A 17447-nucleotide genomic window follows, 5' to 3' on the forward strand; every position below is an offset into this window, starting at 1 on the left:
CATGAAAATTCGTTCGCAAGTCGGCATGGTGCTGAACCTCGACAAATGCATCGGTTGCCACACCTGCTCGATCACCTGCAAGAACGTCTGGACCAGCCGCGAAGGCATGGAGTACGCCTGGTTCAACAACGTCGAGACCAAGCCCGGGATCGGCTACCCGAAGGAATGGGAAAACCAGGAGAAGTGGAAGGGCGGCTGGGTGCGCGCGGCAGACGGTTCGATCCGCCCGCGCATCGGCGGCAAGTTCCGCGTGCTGGCGAACATCTTCGCCAACCCGGACCTGCCCGAGATCGACGACTACTACGAACCGTTCGACTTCGACTACCAGCACCTGCATACCGCGCCCAAGGCCGAGCACCAGCCGGTGGCGCGCCCGCGCTCGCTGGTCTCCGGGCAGCGCATGGAGAAGATCGAGTGGGGCCCGAACTGGGAGGAGATCCTCGGCACCGAGTTCGCCAAGCGGCGCAAGGACAAGAACTTCGACCAGGTCCAGGCGGACATCTACGGTGAGTACGAGAACACCTTCATGATGTACCTGCCGCGCCTCTGCGAGCACTGCCTGAACCCGGCGTGCGTGGCGTCCTGCCCGAGCGGGGCGATCTACAAGCGCGAGGAGGACGGCATCGTCCTGATCGACCAGGACAAGTGCCGCGGCTGGCGGATGTGCATCTCCGGCTGCCCGTACAAGAAGATCTACTTCAACTGGAAGAGCGGCAAGTCCGAGAAGTGCATCTTCTGCTACCCGCGCATCGAGGCCGGCCAGCCCACCGTCTGCTCGGAGACCTGCGTCGGGCGCATCCGCTACCTCGGCGTGCTGCTCTACGACGCCGACCGTATCCACGAAGTGGCCAGTTGCGAGAACGAGCGCGAGCTGTACGAGAAGCAACTGGAGATCTTCCTCGATCCGTTCGACCCGGCGGTGATCGCCCAGGCGCGCAAGGATGGGGTGGCCGACAGCGTCATCGAGGCGGCGCAGAAGTCGCCGGTGTACAAGCTGGCGATGGACTGGAAGCTGGCCCTGCCGCTGCACCCGGAATACCGCACGCTGCCGATGGTCTGGTACGTGCCGCCGCTGTCGCCGATCCAGAACGCCGCCGCCGAGGGGCACATCGGCAGCGACGGGGTGATCCCGGACGTCGAGTCGCTGCGCATCCCCGTGCAGTACCTGGCCAACCTGCTCACCGCCGGCGACACCGCGCCGGTGCTGCTGGCGCTCAAGCGCCTGCTGGCGATGCGCGCCTACAAGCGCGCCGAGCACGTCGAAGGCCGCCAGGACCTGGAGGTGCTGGCCAAGGTCGGGTTGAGCGTGGAGCAGGTGGAGGAGATGTACCGCTACCTGGCCATCGCCAACTACGAGGATCGCTTCGTGATCCCCAGCGCGCACCGCGAGGAAGCGCTTTCCGATGCCTTCGCCGAGCGTTCTGGCTGTGGCTTCAGCTTCGGCAACGGCTGTTCCGGCGGCAGCAACTCCGCCGTCAACCTGTTCGGCGGCAAGCCGACCAACCGCCGCGACGTGATCCAGGTCGTGCAGATCCAGGAGTGAGCGCCATGAACGATCACAGCCAACTGTTCCGCCTGCTCGCCCTGCTACTGGACTACCCGCGCGCCGAGCTGCGCGAGGAGAGCCTCGGCCTGCATGCGCTGATCCGCACCTGCGAACTGCCGGAAGCGCTGCGCGACGGCCTCGCGGCGCTGCTCAACGAGCTCTGCCAGGGCGACCTGCTGGACGTCCAGGCGCGCTACGACGGTCTCTTCGAGCGCGGCCGCTCGGTCTCGCTGCTGCTCTTCGAGCATGTCCACGGCGAGAGCCGCGACCGTGGCCAGGCGATGGTCGACCTGCTCGACCGCTATACCGGGGCTGGCCTGCAGATCGACGTACCGGAGCTGCCGGACTACCTGCCGCTGTACCTCGAATACCTGTCGCTGCTGCCGTTCGCGGCGGCCAGCGAAGGGCTCGCCGAAGTGGCGCACATCCTCGGCCTGCTGGCGCTGCGCCTGGAGGAACGTGGCAGCGCCTACGCGGCGATTTTCGAGGCGTTGCTGGAACTCGGCGGCGAGCGCCCGGACCTCGGCGCGTTGCGTCGCGACCAGGCCCAGGAACAGCGCGACGACAGCCTGGAGGCCATCGACCGGGCCTGGGAGGAAACCCCGGTGAGCTTCACCGACCCTGCCGGCGGTTGCCCGTCGAGCAGCGGCCGCCGTCCGACGGCGTCCACCGAACAACCATTGCAATGGGTCGCCCAGCCGGTACCGCAGATGCAGTATCGAGCGGCCCGCGAAGGAGTCTGAGCATGTCGACCAATCTTCTGTTCTTCGGGATCTATCCCTATGTCGCGCTGCTGATCTGCCTGGTCGGCAGCTGGGCGCGCTTCGACCTCTCGCAGTACACCTGGAAGGCCGGTTCCAGCCAGATGCTCAGCAAGAAGGGCATGCGGGTATACAGCAACCTGTTCCACGTCGGCGTGCTGTTCATCCTCGCCGGCCACTTCGTCGGCCTGCTGACCCCGGCCTCGGTCTACCACCATCTGATCAGCACCGAGAACAAGCAACTGATGGCGATGGTCTCCGGCGGCTTCTTCGGCGTGCTCTGCTTCATCGGCCTGAGCGGACTGATCCTGCGCCGCCTGACCGACGCGCGGGTGCGCGCCACCGGCAACGCCTCCGACCTGATGATCCTGCTGGTGCTCTACGCCCAGCTGATCCTCGGCCTCTCCACCATCGTCGCCTCGACCCATCACATGGATGGCTCGGTGATGGTGATGCTCGCCGACTGGGCCCAGGCCATCGTCACCCTGCGTCCGCTGGCGGCGGCCGAGGCCATCGCGCCGGTGGGCCTGGTCTACAAGCTGCACGTCGGCCTGGGCCTTACCCTGTTCGTGCTGTTCCCCTTCACCCGCCTGGTGCACATCGTCAGCGCGCCGGTGTGGTACCTGGGCCGGCGCTACCAGATCGTGCGTCAGAAACGTCCTGCCTGAACCCTGGGCGGCCGGCGCATCCGGCGCCGGCCCGCCGAACCGAGGTGATCGATCATGAGTTGCTCCCACTACGAAGAACGCGTCGAGAAGGTCGAACTGCCGCAACTGAAGGTCAACGGCATGGCCATCGGCGAAGACCTGCTGGCCCGCGAACTGCAATACCACCCGGCGGACAGCTATGCGCTGGCGCTGGAGGCCGCCTGCCGTGCGCTGATCGTCCGCCAGTTGCTCCTGCAACGGGCCGACGCGCTGGGCATCGAGGCCCGCTGCGAAGACGGCGAGACGCCGGAGGAAGCGCGCATCCGCCAATTGCTGGAGGAAGAGGTGCAGGTCCCGGAAGCCGACGAAGACGCCTGCCGGACCTGGTACGCGGCCAATCCGGGGCGCCTGCTCGGCCCCTGGCGCCTGCAATTGCGCCATGTGCTGCTGGCCTGCGCGCCGGACGACCTGGAAGGCCGCGAGACGGCGCGCAAGCAGGCCGCGGAGCTGCTCGACGAGTTGCGCGGGCATCCCGAGCGCTTCGTCGACCTGGCCCGGCGTTTCTCCGCCTGCCCGTCGAAGGAGTCGGGTGGCGACCTTGGCTGGATCGAGCCGGGGCAGACCGTCCCCGAATTCGAGAAGCGCCTGCTGCGCCGCGCGCCCGGGCTGCTCGAGCATCCGCTGGAAAGCCGCTATGGCCTGCATGTGGTGGAACTGCTGGCGCGCGAAGGCGGCGAGCCGCTCGACTTCGACGCGGCCCGCGCGCAAATCGCCGCGCACCTGCAAGCGCAGGTGTTGCAGCGGGCCGTGGGGCAGTACATCGGCGTGCTGGCGGGAGACGCCTGTATCGAGGGCTTCGCCTTCGAGGGCGCGGATGGGGCGCTGGTGCAATAGCCTTCGGTGCCGATGTTTCCCTCTCCCTCCCGCACATCAATCGGAGTACCCAGGACATGACCGACTGGATCGATGGCCAAGGCCGACAGATCGACTACCTGCGCCTGTCGGTCACCGACCGTTGCGACTTCCGCTGTGTCTACTGCATGGCCGAGGACATGCGCTTCCTGCCGCGCCAGCAGGTGCTGACCCTGGAGGAGATCGAGCGGGTCGCCCGGCTGTTCGTCGCCGGCGGTGTGCGCAAGCTGCGCCTGACCGGCGGCGAGCCGCTGGTGCGGCCCGGCATCGTCGGCCTGTGCGAGCGCCTGGCGGCACTGCCGGGGTTGCGCGAACTGTGCATGACCAGCAACGGCTCGCAACTGGTGCGCTACGCCCGGCCGTTGTACGACGCCGGCCTGTCGCGTCTCAACATCAGCCTCGATACCCTCGATCCGCTGCGCTTCCGGGCGATCACCCGCAACGGCGAGCTGGACAAGGTGCTGGCCGGCATCGACGCCGCCCAGGCCGCCGGTTTCCGCCGGATCAAGCTGAACGCGGTGGTGATGAAGGGGCGCAACGCCGATGAGGTGCCGGCGCTGGTGGACTTCGCCATCGCCCGCGGCCTGGATATCAGCTTCATCGAGGAGATGCCGCTTGGCCAGGTCGGCCGCGAACGTGGCGAGAGCTTCTGCTCCAGCGACGAAGTACGCGCGCTGATCGCCCAGCGCCACGCCTTGCTCGACAGCGCCGAGCAGAGCGGCGGGCCGGCGCGCTACGTGCGCCTGGTCGAGCATCCGCAGACACGCATCGGCTTCATCTCGCCGCACTCGCACAACTTCTGCGCCACCTGCAACCGCCTGCGCCTGACCGTCGAGGGCCGCCTGCTGCTGTGCCTCGGCCACGAGCATTCGCTCGACCTGCGCGCGCTGCTGCGCCGCCACCCGCTGCACGACGGGCCGTTGCTGGAAGCGATCGGCGAGGCGCTCCAGCGCAAGCCGGCGCGCCATGAATTCAGCGCCGCCGGCGAGGTGCAGGTGCTGCGCTTCATGAACATGAGCGGCGGCTGAGGCGACTCGGGGCGCCTCCAGCGGGCCTTCGCCAGCGGCCAGGGCGAGGCCGCTCTTCTGGTAGGCCAGCAGGGTCTCGTCGCCGGTCTCGCTGCTGTACAGCTCGCCCCCGGAAAACATCACGGCATAACCGTCGCAGGAACTGCGTGCGATCACCTAGCTGCGCCGCGCGTCCGGGTGGCCGGGCATGTCCAGCCCGACCGGGTCCCGTACGTCGCTCAGGCACCCTTCGGTACTCGCGCTCGGCGCCGACCTGGGCGCGCTAGCTGGCGGAGCGCGGCTTGCGACGGGTAGCGAAGCCTCTCAAGGGCGTTGACGAAACGAAAAAATCCCCGCGGCATGAGCGTGACGCGGGGATCCAGGCGTAAATAGAGCCTTAACCGTGATAGCTGAAATGGAGCAAGGGGTGATGTCTGCGTAGCGGAACACCTCGCGGGGTGGCTGTGTATGGCTCAAGACTAAGTCCCGCGGGCCGGCGGGCCTATTCCTCGAAGGAGGTAAGGAGGGGTAGCGGAGGAGGGACGGCGATTGACGATGTATACTTTTTGGTCCAGATTGGACGAAAAGTATAAAGGCGGATCACCGTCTGTTTCCTGCCCGGGCCGCGGGCGCACCTTCGTCACCCCTGGAGTCGTCCATGATCAAGTCGCTGAACACCAAGAACCTGCTGGGAGGCCTGCTGCTCGGCGTGCTCGCCAGCGGATCCGCCGTCGCCGCCGATGGCAACCTGCGGATCGGCATCGAGGCCGCCTACCCGCCGTTTTCCTTCAAGACCGCCGAAGGCGAACTGGCCGGCTTCGACTACGACATCGGCAACGCGCTGTGCGCGCAGATGCAGGTGAAGTGCCAGTGGATCGAGCAGGAGTACGATGGCCTGATTCCCTCGCTGAAAGTTCGCAAGATAGACGCCGCGCTGTCCTCCATCACCATCACCGAGGAACGCCGGCGCTCGGTGGACTTCACCCACAAGTACTACTTCACGCCGGGCCGCCTGGTGATGAAGGAAGGCGCCCAGCTCGACGACAGCTTCAGCCAGTTGGCCGGCAAGCGCATCGGCGTGCAGCGCGGCGCTACCGCCGACCGCTTCGCCAGTGCGGTGCTGGCCAAGGCCGGTGCCGAAGTGGTGCGCTACACCAGCCAGGACGAGATCTACCTGGACCTGGTGGCCGGCCGCCTCGACGCCACCTTCGCCGACTCCATCCCGCTGCAGACCGGCTTCCTCGATACCCCGCGCGGCAAGGGCTACGCCTTCGTCGGGCCGGAGTTCAAGGACCCGAAATACTTCGGCGAGGGCGCCGGGATCGCGGTGCGCAAGGGGGACGCCGAGCTGGTCGGCAAGCTCAACGCGGCGATCGACGCGATTCGTGCCGACGGGACCTACAAGCGCATCGAGGGCAAGTACTTCAAGAGCGACATCTACGGCGACTGACCGCTCGCCGGCGGCGGCTGCCGTCAGTCGCCGCCTTCCTTCAGCTCCTTGAGGTGCTTGTAGACCGTCGCCCGGCCCATGTTCAGCACGTTGGCCACATAGTTGGCCGCGCTCTTGCCCTTGAACGCGCCCTCGGCGTGCAGGGCCAGGACCAGTTCGCGCTTGTGCTCGCGGGTCAGCAGGTTCAAGCCGAGCTGGCGCTGCCGCAGCCAGCCGTGCAGGAAGGTGTTGATGCGCTCCTGCCAGTCGTCGCGGAACAGCGCGTCCGGTTGCGGGATCAGCTTGCTCGGCGAGAGGAACAGGTCGAGCGCCGCCTTGGCGCTCTCGAACAGGCTGATGTTCAGGTTGATGCACAGCACCGCCAGCGGCTGGCCGGCGGAGTCGCGCAGCACGGTGCTGACCGAGCGGATCTTCTGCCCGTCCCAGTTGAGCTTCTCGTAGGGACCGATGTTGCGCTCGTCGCTATCGCCTTCGAGCATGTCTTCCAGCGCCGAGTCGTCGCCGACCTCGCGCTTGGACAGGTTGTTGGCGATGTAGTCGACCCGCTGGCTGCGCAGGTCGTGCAGGACCACTTCGGCGTGGGGGAAGAACAGGGTGGCGATGCCGTCGGCGATCGCCCGGTAGTTCTCCAGGCTGGGGTCTTGGCTCGGGCTCATGCGCAGGAACTCTCGTGGGACGACGGGCGAGGCGAGTGTGCCGCAAACCCGCCGCCGGGTCATCAGGGGGACAGGCGGCGCGGCGACAGCATCGCCTCGTCCAGGCCGTGCTCGCGCAGGTGCGCCGGCAGCGGCTGGTGGCGGATCAGCGCGGCGCTGGCCTCGCCCATCGCCGCCGAGGTCTGGATACCGTAGCCGCCCTGGGCGGCGACCCAGAAGAAGCCTTCCGCATCGGCGGCGTAGCCGGCCACCAGGTCGCCGTCGGCGACGAACGAGCGCAGCCCTGCCCAGGTGTGTTCCGGGCGGCGAATGGTGAGGGTGGTGGCTTCTTCGATCAGGTACATGCCGGTGGCGATGTCCAGTTGCTCGGGCTGCACGTCGTGGGCCTCGACCGGATCGGCGTTGGCCGGCGAGCCGAGCAGCATGCCGGCGTCCGGCTTCAGGTAGAAGGATTCGTCGAGGCTGACCAGCATCGGCCAGTCGTGGCAGTCGATGCCCGGCGGCGGGGCGAAGATGAAGGCCGAGCGGCGCTTGGGCTGCAGGCCCAGTGGGCGGACGCCGGCCAGCCCGGCGATGGCGTCGCACCAGGCGCCTGCGGCGTTGACCAGCACCGCCGCGCGGTAGCTGCCGGCGTCGCAGCGGACTTCCCAGGCGCCGTCGACCCGGCGAATCTCCAGCGCTTCGTGGTTGCACAGGACCTGCCCCTGGTTGCGGCGGATGCCGCGCAGGTAGCCCTGGTGCAGGGCGTCGGTATCGATGTCGGCGCCGGTGGGGTCGTAGGTGGCGCCGAAGACCTTGTCGCGACGCAGCACCGGCACGATCGAGCAGGCCTGTTCCGCGTCCAGCAGGCGCATCTGCGGCACCAGCGCCTTGCCGCTTTCGTATTGACGGCGGAGTTCTTCCGGATCGTCGCTGAAGTCGACCACCATTTCCGGACGCGGGCTGAGCAGCGGATGCTCGCAGAAGCCGGCCGGCGGGTTGTCGAAGAAGGCCCGGCTGGCGGCGGTGAGCGCGCGCACCTGGGGTGTGCCGTAGGCCACCGTGTAGTGCGCGGCGGAGCGGCCGGTGGAGTGGTAGCCGGGCTGCGCCTCGCGCTCCAGCACCACGACCCGGCCGTGGGCCGACAGCCAGTAGCCGGTGGATGCGCCGGCGATGCCGGCACCGATGACGAGGTAATCCGCTTCGATCATGCTGCTCTCCTGCATCGCGCGATCAGCCTGCCTGGCGCAGGCGGTAGAGGGCGTTGGCCAGGGCTACGTCTTCCAGGCCCAGGCCGATCGAGCGGAAGAACGCCGGGCGCCGGTATTCCGGACGTGGCGCCTGGCCGCTGAGCAGTTCGGCGAGGTCGCCGCGGATCGCCTCGGGGCTCCAGCCATGCTGTTCGGCGGCGATCAGCATCTCGCCGGCGGAGCCTGGGGTGGTGTGCCGGTAGTCGCAATAGACGTCCATGGCCGCCAGGCTTTCCGCCGGTACCTCATGGGCGCGGGGCGCGTTGGTGCTGATCGAGGTGACCAGCGCCGGGAGCTTGAGTTGGCGCGGGTCGATCACTGCTCGGGCCGAGGAGGTGCAGAGCAGGATCACATCGGCTTCGTCCAGCGCTTCCTCCAGGCTGCCGGCGGCTTCGGCGCGCGGGTCGATGGCGCGCAGGCTTTGCAGGCGGCGCTCGTCCAGGCACGGCGAATGGACTCGCACGCCCTGCCAGTCACGCAGGCCCTTCACGTATTGCAGGTGGGCATGGGCTACCGGTCCGCTGCCGATCAGCACCAGGCGGCCGGCTTCGGCCGGAGCCAGGGCATCCACCGCCACGGCGGTGGTGGCGGCGGTGCGCGCGGTGGTCAGCCGGGCGGCATCGCAGAGCAGCAAGGGCTGGCCGGTCTGCATCGACATCAGCAGGGTCCAGGCGGTGACCAACGGGCCCTGTTCGCGAACGATGTAGGGTGAAGTCTTGACTCCGTAGACCTGTTCCTGGGCGAGCACGCCGAGGTAGTTGATGAAGTCGCCGCGACCGGCGGGGAACTCCACCAGTTGCTGGGCCGGCTGGAGCGCCTGGCCGGCGGCCAGGTCGAGGAACAGCTGGCGCATGGCCTGGAGGACGTCGATACGGGCGAGCAGTTGCTCGGCTTCGGCCTGCTGGACGATCAGGGGAGTGGCGGCGCTCATGCGATCTCCGGAATGGATGTAAACAATTTGTCCATTCTGGACTTTAAGGTATTGCCGGGCAAGCGCCGACCCGCCTCGATGACCGACGGCGGCACCTGCGTGTCGCAGAAACGAAAAAGGCGAAGCCGGATGGCTTCGCCTTTTTTCTCCACGCCTGCGTTCAGTGCTTGCGCGGTACCGGCTTGAGCAGTTCGGCCGGCGGCATCTCGCAGGTGATCTTGCGGCCCAGCAGTTCTTCGATCGGCGGCAGGGCGAAGGCATCGTCCTCGCCGGCGAAGCTGATCGAGGTGCCCGAGGCGCCGGCGCGGCCGGTACGACCGATACGGTGCACGTAGTCGTCCGGGTCTTCCGGCAGGGTGAAGTTGATCACATGGCTGATGCCGTCGATGTGGATGCCGCGGCCGGCCACGTCGGTTGCCACCAGGACGCGGATCTTGCCTTCGCGGAAGCCTTCCAGGGTGCGGATGCGCTTGTGCTGCGGCACGTCGCCGGACATCTGGGCGGCGCTGATGCCGTCCTTGGTCAGGCGTTCCTCGATGCGGCGGACTTCGTCCTTGCGGTTGGCGAAGACCATCACCCGTTCCCAGTTGTTCTGTGCCACCAGGTTGTACAGCAGCTTGTACTTGTCGCTGCCGGCCACGGCGTAGACATGCTGCTCGACGGTGTCGCTGGCGACGTTCTCCGGCTCGATCTCGACGATCGCCGGATCGACGGTCCACTGCTTGGCGAGGTTCATCACGTCGTCGGTGAAGGTCGCCGAGAACAGCAGGGTCTGGCGTTCGCCCTTGTGCGGGGTCTGCCGGATGATCTGCCGGACCTGCGGGATGAAGCCCATGTCGAGCATGCGGTCGGCTTCGTCGAGGACCATCACCTCGACCATGTCCAGGTGCACCTCGCCGCGCTGGTTGAAGTCCAGCAGACGGCCTGGGGTGGCTACCAGGATGTCGCAGAAGCGCGCTTCCAGCTGCTTGAGTTGCTTGTCGAAGTCCATGCCGCCGACGAAGGTCATCACGTTCAGCCCGGTGTACTTGGTCAGCGCCGCGGCGTCCTTGGCGATCTGTACCACCAGTTCGCGGGTCGGGGCGATGATCAGCGCGCGCGGCTCGCCCATGTAGCGCTCTTTCGGCGGCGGGGTCTGCAGCAATTGGGTGATGATCGAGATGAGGAACGCGGCGGTCTTGCCGGTGCCGGTCTGGGCGCGGCCGATGGCGTCCTGGCCGCGCAGGGTGAAGCCCAGTACCTGCGCCTGGATCGGGGTGCAGTAGGGGAAGCCGAGGTCATGGATGGCGTGCATCAGGCTCGGGGCGAGGTTGAAGTCGTGGAAGCGGGTCTTGCCTTCCTGCGGTTCGACCACGAAGTCTTCCAGCTTCCAGTTGTCCACCGGCTTCGGCTTGCGTTCGCGGCGCGGCTTGTCGCTGCGCGGCTTGGCGTCCCGGCCTTCTTTGGCGGCGGGTTTGGCGGGCTTTTCGCCTTTCTCGGCCTTTTCAGCGGCGCGCGGGGCGCCGGACTCGTTGTCGGCGCGCGGGGGGCGCGGTTTGCGTGGGCGTTTCTCGGTCGGCTTTTCGCCGGTGGGGGCGGTACCTTTCGCGGTAGCGCCGGCAGGGCCTTGCGGGACCGGGGAGGAACCGCTCTGCGGCTGGGTTCCGTCGGCCTTGCCGAAGATTTTCTTGAGTGCTTTGAGCACGGCGATCTCGTAGTGGTTAAGGAATGAACGGGCGCCAGTGTAAAGCATGTTGCCAGCGGGGAGAAATCCATGCTTGGCCGGCGCCCTCCAGCCCTGGCCGGACGGGGCCTGGAGGGGGCTGCGCGAAGCGCCCGGGGCAGCCTTCGGGAGGACTCGTGCGCGCGACCGGCGGCGCGCTACAAAAAGACAACGGTAGGGCGACGACGGGGGTGGCATCTTCGGGACGGTGCCGGAGCGATCCGGCGAGTGTCCGCCCACTCACCAACGGAAGAACAAGAAAACCATGAATCCGTCCCCATCGATCGTCGGGCTGAGCGATATCGAAGCCCTGGAACGCGTGCCGCTGGAACAGCGCGACCTGCCGTCCAGCACCTACGAACTGTTGCAACGCTCGGCCCAGCGCCACGGCCAGCGTATCGCCCTGAGCTGCCTGCTGCATGGCAGCGCCGCCGAAGAACCGTTGCGGATCAGCTATGCCGGGCTGTTCGCCCGCGTCACCCAGACCGCGAACGCCTTGCACCGGCTGGGCCTGGAAAGCCACCAGGCGGTGTCCTTCCTGCTGCCCAACCTGCCGCAGACCCACTACGTGATCTGGGGCGGCGAGGCTGCCGGGATCGTCAATGCGATCAACCCGCTGCTGGAGCCGGAGCACATCGCCGAGCTGATCCGCGCCTCCAACACCCGGGTGCTGGTGACCCTGGCGCCGTTCCCCGGCACCGACCTGTGGCAGAAGGTCGCCGGCCTGCGCGCGCAGTTGCCGGAGCTGTACGCGATCGTCGTGGTCGATCCGGCCAACCTGTTGCCGGCGCCGCAGCGCGAGGCGCTCAAGGCCCAGCGCGGGCCGCTGCCGGAGGGCGTGCTGGACTTCGATACGCTGATCGCCGACTGCCCGGCAGACCGCCTGGAGAGCGGACGGGCGATCCATCCGGACGACGTCGCTTCCTATTTCCACACCGGCGGCACCACCGGCACGCCGAAGCTGGCGCCGCACAGCCACTTCAACGAGGTGGCGATGGCCGAGATCATGGGCCTGAACGCCGACTACGGGGTGGACGACGTGCTGCTCTGCGGCCTGCCGCTGTTCCACGTCAACGGCGTGATGGTTACCGGCCTGGCGCCCTTCCATCGCGGCGCCCAGGTGCTCCTGGCCGGGCCCCAGGGCTACCGCAATCCGACCCTGATCCAGGACTTCTGGAAGCTGGTGGAACGCTACCGGGTCACCAGCTTCAGTGGCGTGCCGACCATCTACGCGGCGTTGCTGCAGGTCCCCAGCGATGGCCGCGACCTGTCCAGCCTGCGTTTCGCCCTGTGCGGCGCGGCGCCGATGCCGGTGGAGCTGATCCGCCAGTTCGAGGCGCGTACCGGGCTCAAGGTGATCGAGGGCTACGGCCTCACCGAAGGTACCTGCGGCACCAGTTGCAACCCGCGTGGCGGCGAGCGCCGGCCGGGTTCGATCGGCCTGCGCCTGCCGTACTGCCAGGTGAAGGTCGCGGTGCTCGACGGCGAGGGCAATTACCTGCGCGATGCCGCGCCGAACGAGGTGGGCAACCTCTGCCTGAAGGGCCCGACGGTGTTCAAGGGCTACCTGCAACAGGACCGGAACCGCGATATCTGGATCGGCGATGGCTGGTTCAATACCGGCGACCTCGGTCGTATCGACGAGGACGGCTACATCTGGCTCACCGGGCGCAGCAAGGACCTGATCATTCGCGGTGGCCACAACATCGACCCACAGATGATCGAAGAAGCGCTGCACCGGCATCCGGCCGTGGCCCTGGCGGCGGCGGTGGGCAAGCCGGACGCCAAGGCCGGCGAGCTGCCGGTGGCGTATATCCAGCTCAAGCCCGGCGCCAGCGCCAGCGAGGAAGAGCTGCTGGAGCACGCCAGCCGCCACGTACCGGAGCGCGCGGCGGTGCCCAAGGATATCTGGCTGATCGAGAGCATGCCGGTCACCGCGGTGGGCAAGACCTTCAAGCCGGCGCTGCGCCTGGACGCGATCCGCCGGGTGCTGGAGGAGGAAAGCCGGAGAATCGCCGAGGATATCCGCGTGGAGGTGGTCGCCGACGAGCGCCACGGCCAGCTCGCCCACCTGCACGTTCCCGCGCTTGACGAAAGACGCCAGGCGGCGCTGGAAGAGCTGCTCGGCGGCTACGCGCTGAACTACCGGCTGCACGCCGTCTGAGAGAAGCTCCGGGCGTCAGAGGCGCTTGCGCAGCCAGGCGCCGATGTCGTGGATTTCCTCCAGGGACACCTCGTGGCCCATCGGGTAGTCGTGCCAGCCCACCTCCACGCCCTGCGCCTGCAAGGCGTCATGGGCCGCGCGGCCAAGCGCCGGGTCGACCACGTCGTCCTGGCTGCCGTGCAGGTGCAGGACCGGAATCCGCTTGTGGCGCTCGTCCAGCGCCAGGTCGTCGAAGGTCGGCGCGTAGGTGGATAGCGCCAGCACCCCGCCTAGCGGCTGGGCGTAGCGGCGGAAGGCGGTATGCAGGACCACCGCGCCGCCCTGCGAGAAACCGGCGAGGATGATCCGCTCGGCGGCGATGCCCTTGGCGCGCTGTTCATCGATGAGAGCGATGACCTGGTCGGCGGAGGCGTTCAACTGGTCTTCGTCGATGGCCCGCGCCGGACTGAAGGCAAGGATGTCGTACCAGCTCGGCATGACCCAGCCGCCATTGACCGTCACCGCCTGGCTCGGCGCCTGGGGGAGGATGAAGCGGGTGCTCGGCAGGACCATCTGCAGGGCTTCGGCCACCGGTTTGAAGTCGGTACGGTCGGCGCCCAGGCCGTGCAGCCAGATGATACAGGCGTCGGCATTCGGGGCATCGAGGATCAGGGGTTCGCTCATGACGGCTCCAGGCAGGGGGCATATGCGTTCGGAATGGGAGGACCATTCGACAACAGGCGCTTTCCCGCTCGCAAGTCGGCCAGATTGTCGCAGATCATGCATTCGCCAATTTCCCGCGGATGCGCTTTGCTAAGGGAAGTGCGCCGGGTACGCCGTTCGTCGCCCGCCGCGGTCGCGCCGCCGGCTGCCTCTGCCGGTGCCGCGGCGCTTGCGGTTACAGTGCGGCGACCGGCCCGGGAAGCGACCGGCGCGGGGCCGGCGGTTCACCCAGGGGCGGCGAAGGGAGTGGCGAACAGATGACAATAATGAAAGGTACCTGGCTGCTGCTGGCCGCTGTCTGCCTCGGCGCCAGCGCCACGGCCGAGGCCGGTGCGACGCTGGATGCGGTGAAGCGCAAGGGCTACGTGCAGTGCGGCGTCAGCGACGGCCTGCCGGGGTTCTCCTACGCCGACGCCAAGGGCCGTTTCAAGGGGCTCGACGTCGACATCTGCCGGGCGCTGGCCGCCGCGCTGTTCGGCGATGCCGAGAAGGTGCGCTTCACCCCGCTGTCCGCCACCGAGCGGTTTTCGGCGTTGCAGTCCGGCACGGTCGATCTGCTGTCGCGCAACACCTCATGGACCAGCTCGCGGGATACCGCGCTGGGCATCCACTTCACCGGCGTCACCTATTTCGACGGCCAGGGCTTCCTGGTCAATCGCAAGCTCGGCGTGTCCAGCGCCCGCGAACTGAAGGACGCGACGGTGTGCATCCAGTCCGGCACCACCAACGAGCTGAACGTGGCGGACTACTTCCGGGCCCACGGCATCCGCTACAAGGCGGTGCTCGACGACAGCTACGAGAAGAGCGCCCGTGCCCTGGAGGCGGGGCAGTGCGACGTGCTCAGCTCCGACCAGTCGCAGCTCTACGCCCAGCGCCTGAAGCTGGCCAAGCCGGAGCAGTACGTGGTGCTGCCGGAAGTGATCTCCAAGGAGCCGCTCGGCCCGGCCGTGCGGCAGGGCGACGAAGCCTGGTTCAACATCGTCCGCTGGACCCTGTACGGCCTGCTCAACGCGGAGGAGCTGGGGGTCACCTCGAGCAACGTCGAGCGCCAGGCCAGGGACAGCCGCAACCCGGACGTCGCCCGTCTGCTCGGCAGCGAGGGCGACGCCGGCAAGGACTTGCAACTGCCGCGCGACTGGGTGGTGCAGATGGTGCGCCAGGTCGGCAACTATGGCGAGATCTTCGCCCGCAACGTCGGCGACGGCAGCCCGCTGAAGATGCCGCGCGGCCTCAACGCGCAATGGAATCTCGGCGGCCTGCACTATGCGCCGCCGATTCGCTGACCGGCGGGGCTGGCTGAACTCTCGCCAGCACCGACAATCCGATAACAGACAGACGCACCGGTGCCGGTGCACTATAGAGCGACGCGTCATGCCGAACACCGAACAAGAGAAATGCCCGTGAACCTATCGATGACTCCCATCAACAAAGCCAAGGCCTGGGGCGTCCACGCCGTCACCGCCAGTGGCGTGATCCTGGCCTTGCTGGCCCTGCTCGCGCTGGTCGACAACAAACCCCAGGCCTGCCTGCTCTGGCTCGGCCTGGCCCTGCTGGTGGACGGCCTCGACGGCACCCTGGCGCGCAAGTACGAAGTCAAGGAAATGCTGCCGCATTTCGACGGCTCGGTGCTCGACCTGGTGATCGACTACCTGACCTACGTGTTCATCCCGGCCATCTTCATCTACCGCTACATCCCCCTGCCGGAGCATTTCGAACTGCTGGCGGTGGGCGTGATCCTGGTTTCGTCGCTGTTCTGCTTCTGCAACGTCAACATGAAGAGCACCGACAACTACTTCGTTGGCTTCCCGGCCGCCTGGAACGTGGTGGCGGTGTACTTCTACGTGCTCGACCTGCACCCCTGGGTCAACCTCGTCACGGTGCTGGTGCTGGCCGCCCTGACCCTGACCCGGATGAAGTTCCTCCACCCGTTCCGCGTGCGCCAGTTCATGCCGTTGAACATCGCGGTGACCTTCGTCTGGCTGATCAGCAGCGGTCTGCTGATCGTCCAGCAGCCGGCCGACCTGCCGATCCTGCTCGGCCTGTGGTTCGCCGCCTCGGCCTATTTCGTCGGTATCTGCCTCTGGCGCAGCGCCCGCGAGTGGTTCGGCTGAAACGACCCGGCGCGACGGCGTTCCCGCCTGGGGACGCCTGGCAAGTCCCTCTCATCGCAAGGAACCCCGCATGGCCCACCCCAACGCCGAACTGATCGAGCGCTTCTACCAGGCCTTCCAGCGCCTCGACGGCGAGGCCATGGCGGCCTGCTACGCCCCCCAGGCGACCTTCCACGACCCGGCCTTCGGCGAACTGCGTGGGCGCGAGGTGGGCGATATGTGGCGCCTGCTGACCAGCCGGGCGCGGGACTTCCGCCTGGACTACGCGAACGTCCGCGCCGACCAGAACGAGGGGCGTGCGCAATGGGTGGCCCACTACCTGTTCACCCAGACCGGGCGCAGGGTGGAGAATCGCATCGAGGCCCGTTTCCGCTTCGCCGACGGTTTGATCGTCGAGCATCGCGACCAGTTCGACCTGTGGCGCTGGAGCCGCCAGGCGCTTGGCGCCAAGGGCCTGCTGCTGGGCTGGGCGCCGCCGGTGCAGCGGGCGATCCGCGGGCAGGCGCGCAAGGGCCTGGCCGCCTACCAGGCTGCCCATCCGGCGGCCGGCTGAGGCTGTCGGTGGCCGAAGCGCGGATAATCTCCTAAGCTCGCCGCGGACAACCCGCAGGACGCCGCGATGATCACGCTCTTCCAGTTCCCCGCCGCATTCAACGTACCCAATGCCAGTCCCTACTGCCTGAAACTGGAAACCTGGTTGCGCCTGGCCGGCCTGGAGTATCAGGTGAAGGTCGTCAGCGACCCGCGCAAGGCGCCCAAGGGCAAGCTGCCCTACGTGCGTATCGAGGGCGAGGCGATCGGTGACAGCGAGATCGTCATCCGTACCCTCGGCGAGCGCTACGGGGTCACACTCGACGCCGGCCTGGACGCCCGGGGCAAGGGCTGGGCACGGGCGATCACGCGCCTGTGCGACGAACACCTGTACTACCTGATGCTGTATTTCCGCTGGTTCGACGAGGACAGCTGGCGCGTGCTCAAGCCGGTGTTCTTCGGCTCGCTGCCATTCGGCGTGCGCGACGCGGTGGCCTGGGCCATGCGCCGCAAGGTCCGCGCTACCCTCAGGGCGCAGGGACTCGGGGTCCACGGCAGGGACGAACTGCTGGCCTTCGCCCGCGACGACCTCGATGCCCTCGACGGCCTGCTTGGCCAGGTCCCGTACTACGGCGGCGAACATCCGTGCAGCGCCGATGCCGCCGCTTACGGTATCCTCGCCAACCTCATCGAGGCGACCCTGGATACCCCACTCAGCCATGTGGCGCGAGGCTATCCGCGCCTGGTGGCGTATTGCGAGCGGATGCGGGAGCGGGTCTGGAGTGAGTGAGGCGACGGCCGCCACGGCGGCGATCGGGAAGTGTTGGTCGGTCTACCTGGTGAGGGCGGAAAACGGCGCGTTGTACTGCGGCATCAGCGACGATCCGCTGCGCCGCTTCGACACTCATTGCAGCGGCAAGGGCGCGCGGTTCTTCCATTCCAGCCCCGCCCGCGCGCTGGTCTACGTCGAGGCCTGCGCCAGCAAGGGCGACGCCCTGCGCCGCGAGCGGGCGATCAAGGCCCTGAGCAAGCGCGCCAAGGAGCGCCTGTTGGTCGGCGTACCGGTGTTGCGCGAGGTCGGCGAGCCGGCAATCTAGG

The 17447-nt window shown here is 67.7% G+C and carries 17 protein-coding genes; 12 read left to right on the forward strand and 5 right to left on the reverse strand.

The features are described 5' to 3' along the window. Position 1 precedes the first annotated feature (1 nt). From narH to AC1RB9_RS05490, 6 genes are all read left to right on the forward strand, one after another. Complete coding sequence (gene narH, locus AC1RB9_RS05465) at positions 2-1543, forward strand: nitrate reductase subunit beta (protein WP_003092958.1); 1542 nt, start codon at positions 2-4, stop codon at positions 1541-1543. A gap of 5 nt (positions 1544-1548) precedes the next feature. Beyond that, positions 1549-2289, forward strand: a complete 741-nt coding sequence (gene narJ, locus AC1RB9_RS05470; RefSeq protein ID WP_003092956.1) for a nitrate reductase molybdenum cofactor assembly chaperone — start codon at positions 1549-1551, stop codon at positions 2287-2289. A 2-nt stretch (positions 2290-2291) separates the two neighbouring features. Further along, complete coding sequence (gene narI / locus AC1RB9_RS05475) at positions 2292-2975, forward strand: respiratory nitrate reductase subunit gamma (protein ID WP_003453850.1); 684 nt, start codon at positions 2292-2294, stop codon at positions 2973-2975. Between the two features lie 54 nt (positions 2976-3029). Further along, positions 3030-3848, forward strand: coding sequence for a peptidylprolyl isomerase (locus AC1RB9_RS05480; RefSeq protein WP_003105307.1), 819 nt, complete (start codon positions 3030-3032; stop codon positions 3846-3848). A 56-nt stretch (positions 3849-3904) separates the two neighbouring features. After that, positions 3905-4894 (forward strand): GTP 3',8-cyclase MoaA, encoded by a 990-nt coding sequence (moaA, locus tag AC1RB9_RS05485; RefSeq protein ID WP_003092949.1) that lies wholly within the window; start codon positions 3905-3907, stop codon positions 4892-4894. A gap of 637 nt (positions 4895-5531) precedes the next feature. Beyond that, on the forward strand, positions 5532-6323 hold the full coding sequence (locus tag AC1RB9_RS05490) for an ABC transporter substrate-binding protein (protein WP_003118292.1): 792 nt from the start codon (positions 5532-5534) through the stop codon (positions 6321-6323). Between the two features lie 23 nt (positions 6324-6346). Here AC1RB9_RS05490 and dauR read toward each other — a convergent pair whose 3' ends face one another. From dauR to rhlB, 4 genes are all read right to left on the reverse strand, one after another. Further along, the gene (gene dauR, locus AC1RB9_RS05495) at positions 6347-6979 is read right to left on the reverse strand and encodes a transcriptional regulator DauR (protein ID WP_003113779.1); all 633 of its coding nucleotides are present in this window, start codon (positions 6977-6979) and stop codon (positions 6347-6349) included. Positions 6980-7041: 62 nt separating this feature from the next. Beyond that, on the reverse strand, positions 7042-8169 hold the full coding sequence (gene dauA / locus AC1RB9_RS05500) for an FAD-dependent catabolic D-arginine dehydrogenase DauA (RefSeq protein WP_003122058.1): 1128 nt from the start codon (positions 8167-8169) through the stop codon (positions 7042-7044). A 22-nt stretch (positions 8170-8191) separates the two neighbouring features. Next, positions 8192-9139, reverse strand: a complete 948-nt coding sequence (gene dauB, locus AC1RB9_RS05505) for an NAD(P)H-dependent anabolic L-arginine dehydrogenase DauB (RefSeq protein WP_003453849.1) — start codon at positions 9137-9139, stop codon at positions 8192-8194. Positions 9140-9299: 160 nt separating this feature from the next. Next, positions 9300-10823 carry an ATP-dependent RNA helicase RhlB gene (gene rhlB / locus AC1RB9_RS05510; RefSeq protein WP_003158777.1) on the reverse strand — a complete coding sequence of 508 codons (1524 nt, stop codon included), beginning with the start codon at positions 10821-10823 and terminating at the stop codon, positions 9300-9302. Positions 10824-11106: 283 nt separating this feature from the next. Here rhlB and AC1RB9_RS05515 point away from each other — a divergent pair, with 283 nt between their 5' ends. Continuing rightward, a complete protein-coding gene (locus AC1RB9_RS05515; protein WP_003453848.1) occupies positions 11107-13005 on the forward strand; it encodes an acyl-CoA synthetase in 1899 nt (632 codons plus the stop codon). A 15-nt stretch (positions 13006-13020) separates the two neighbouring features. Here the strand turns inward: AC1RB9_RS05515 and AC1RB9_RS05520 are convergent, their stop codons facing one another. Continuing rightward, on the reverse strand, positions 13021-13668 hold the full coding sequence (locus AC1RB9_RS05520; RefSeq protein ID WP_003105021.1) for an alpha/beta hydrolase: 648 nt from the start codon (positions 13666-13668) through the stop codon (positions 13021-13023). A 296-nt stretch (positions 13669-13964) separates the two neighbouring features. On the opposite strand from AC1RB9_RS05520, the gene AC1RB9_RS05525 reads away from it, so the two are divergent. From AC1RB9_RS05525 to AC1RB9_RS05545, 5 genes are all read left to right on the forward strand, one after another. Then, positions 13965-14990 (forward strand): amino acid ABC transporter substrate-binding protein, encoded by a 1026-nt coding sequence (locus tag AC1RB9_RS05525; protein ID WP_003119272.1) that lies wholly within the window; start codon positions 13965-13967, stop codon positions 14988-14990. A gap of 111 nt (positions 14991-15101) precedes the next feature. Further along, positions 15102-15818, forward strand: coding sequence for a phosphatidylcholine synthase (pcsA, locus tag AC1RB9_RS05530; RefSeq protein ID WP_003129573.1), 717 nt, complete (start codon positions 15102-15104; stop codon positions 15816-15818). A 70-nt stretch (positions 15819-15888) separates the two neighbouring features. Beyond that, complete coding sequence (locus AC1RB9_RS05535; protein WP_003092923.1) at positions 15889-16371, forward strand: nuclear transport factor 2 family protein; 483 nt, start codon at positions 15889-15891, stop codon at positions 16369-16371. 66 nt (positions 16372-16437) lie between these two features. Further along, positions 16438-17139: a glutathione S-transferase C-terminal domain-containing protein gene (locus tag AC1RB9_RS05540; RefSeq protein WP_003092922.1), complete on the forward strand. Its 702-nt coding sequence runs from the start codon at positions 16438-16440 to the stop codon at positions 17137-17139. Continuing rightward, entirely contained in the window at positions 17132-17446 is a 315-nt protein-coding gene (locus AC1RB9_RS05545) for a GIY-YIG nuclease family protein (protein WP_003119275.1), read from the forward strand. Before AC1RB9_RS05540 ends, AC1RB9_RS05545 begins: the two co-directional genes overlap by 8 nt. Position 17447 lies beyond the last annotated feature (1 nt).

The sequence above is a fragment of the Pseudomonas sp. 20-5 genome (assembly GCF_056782835.1).

Bases quoted from the DNA above. Each gene is read 5' to 3' on its own strand.
- narH (WP_003092958.1), top strand. From the start codon at position 2: ATGAAAATTCGTTCGCAAGTCGGCATGGTGCTGAACCTCGACAAATGC.
- narJ (WP_003092956.1), top strand. From the start codon at position 1,549: ATGAACGATCACAGCCAACTGTTCCGCCTGCTCGCCCTGCTACTGGAC.
- narI (WP_003453850.1), top strand. From the start codon at position 2,292: ATGTCGACCAATCTTCTGTTCTTCGGGATCTATCCCTATGTCGCGCTG.
- AC1RB9_RS05480 (WP_003105307.1), top strand. From the start codon at position 3,030: ATGAGTTGCTCCCACTACGAAGAACGCGTCGAGAAGGTCGAACTGCCG.
- moaA (WP_003092949.1), top strand. From the start codon at position 3,905: ATGACCGACTGGATCGATGGCCAAGGCCGACAGATCGACTACCTGCGC.
- AC1RB9_RS05490 (WP_003118292.1), top strand. From the start codon at position 5,532: ATGATCAAGTCGCTGAACACCAAGAACCTGCTGGGAGGCCTGCTGCTC.
- dauR (WP_003113779.1), bottom strand. From the start codon at position 6,979: ATGAGCCCGAGCCAAGACCCCAGCCTGGAGAACTACCGGGCGATCGCC.
- dauA (WP_003122058.1), bottom strand. From the start codon at position 8,169: ATGATCGAAGCGGATTACCTCGTCATCGGTGCCGGCATCGCCGGCGCA.
- dauB (WP_003453849.1), bottom strand. From the start codon at position 9,139: ATGAGCGCCGCCACTCCCCTGATCGTCCAGCAGGCCGAAGCCGAGCAA.
- AC1RB9_RS05515 (WP_003453848.1), top strand. From the start codon at position 11,107: ATGAATCCGTCCCCATCGATCGTCGGGCTGAGCGATATCGAAGCCCTG.
- AC1RB9_RS05520 (WP_003105021.1), bottom strand. From the start codon at position 13,668: ATGAGCGAACCCCTGATCCTCGATGCCCCGAATGCCGACGCCTGTATC.
- AC1RB9_RS05525 (WP_003119272.1), top strand. From the start codon at position 13,965: ATGACAATAATGAAAGGTACCTGGCTGCTGCTGGCCGCTGTCTGCCTC.
- pcsA (WP_003129573.1), top strand. From the start codon at position 15,102: ATGCCCGTGAACCTATCGATGACTCCCATCAACAAAGCCAAGGCCTGG.
- AC1RB9_RS05535 (WP_003092923.1), top strand. From the start codon at position 15,889: ATGGCCCACCCCAACGCCGAACTGATCGAGCGCTTCTACCAGGCCTTC.
- AC1RB9_RS05540 (WP_003092922.1), top strand. From the start codon at position 16,438: ATGATCACGCTCTTCCAGTTCCCCGCCGCATTCAACGTACCCAATGCC.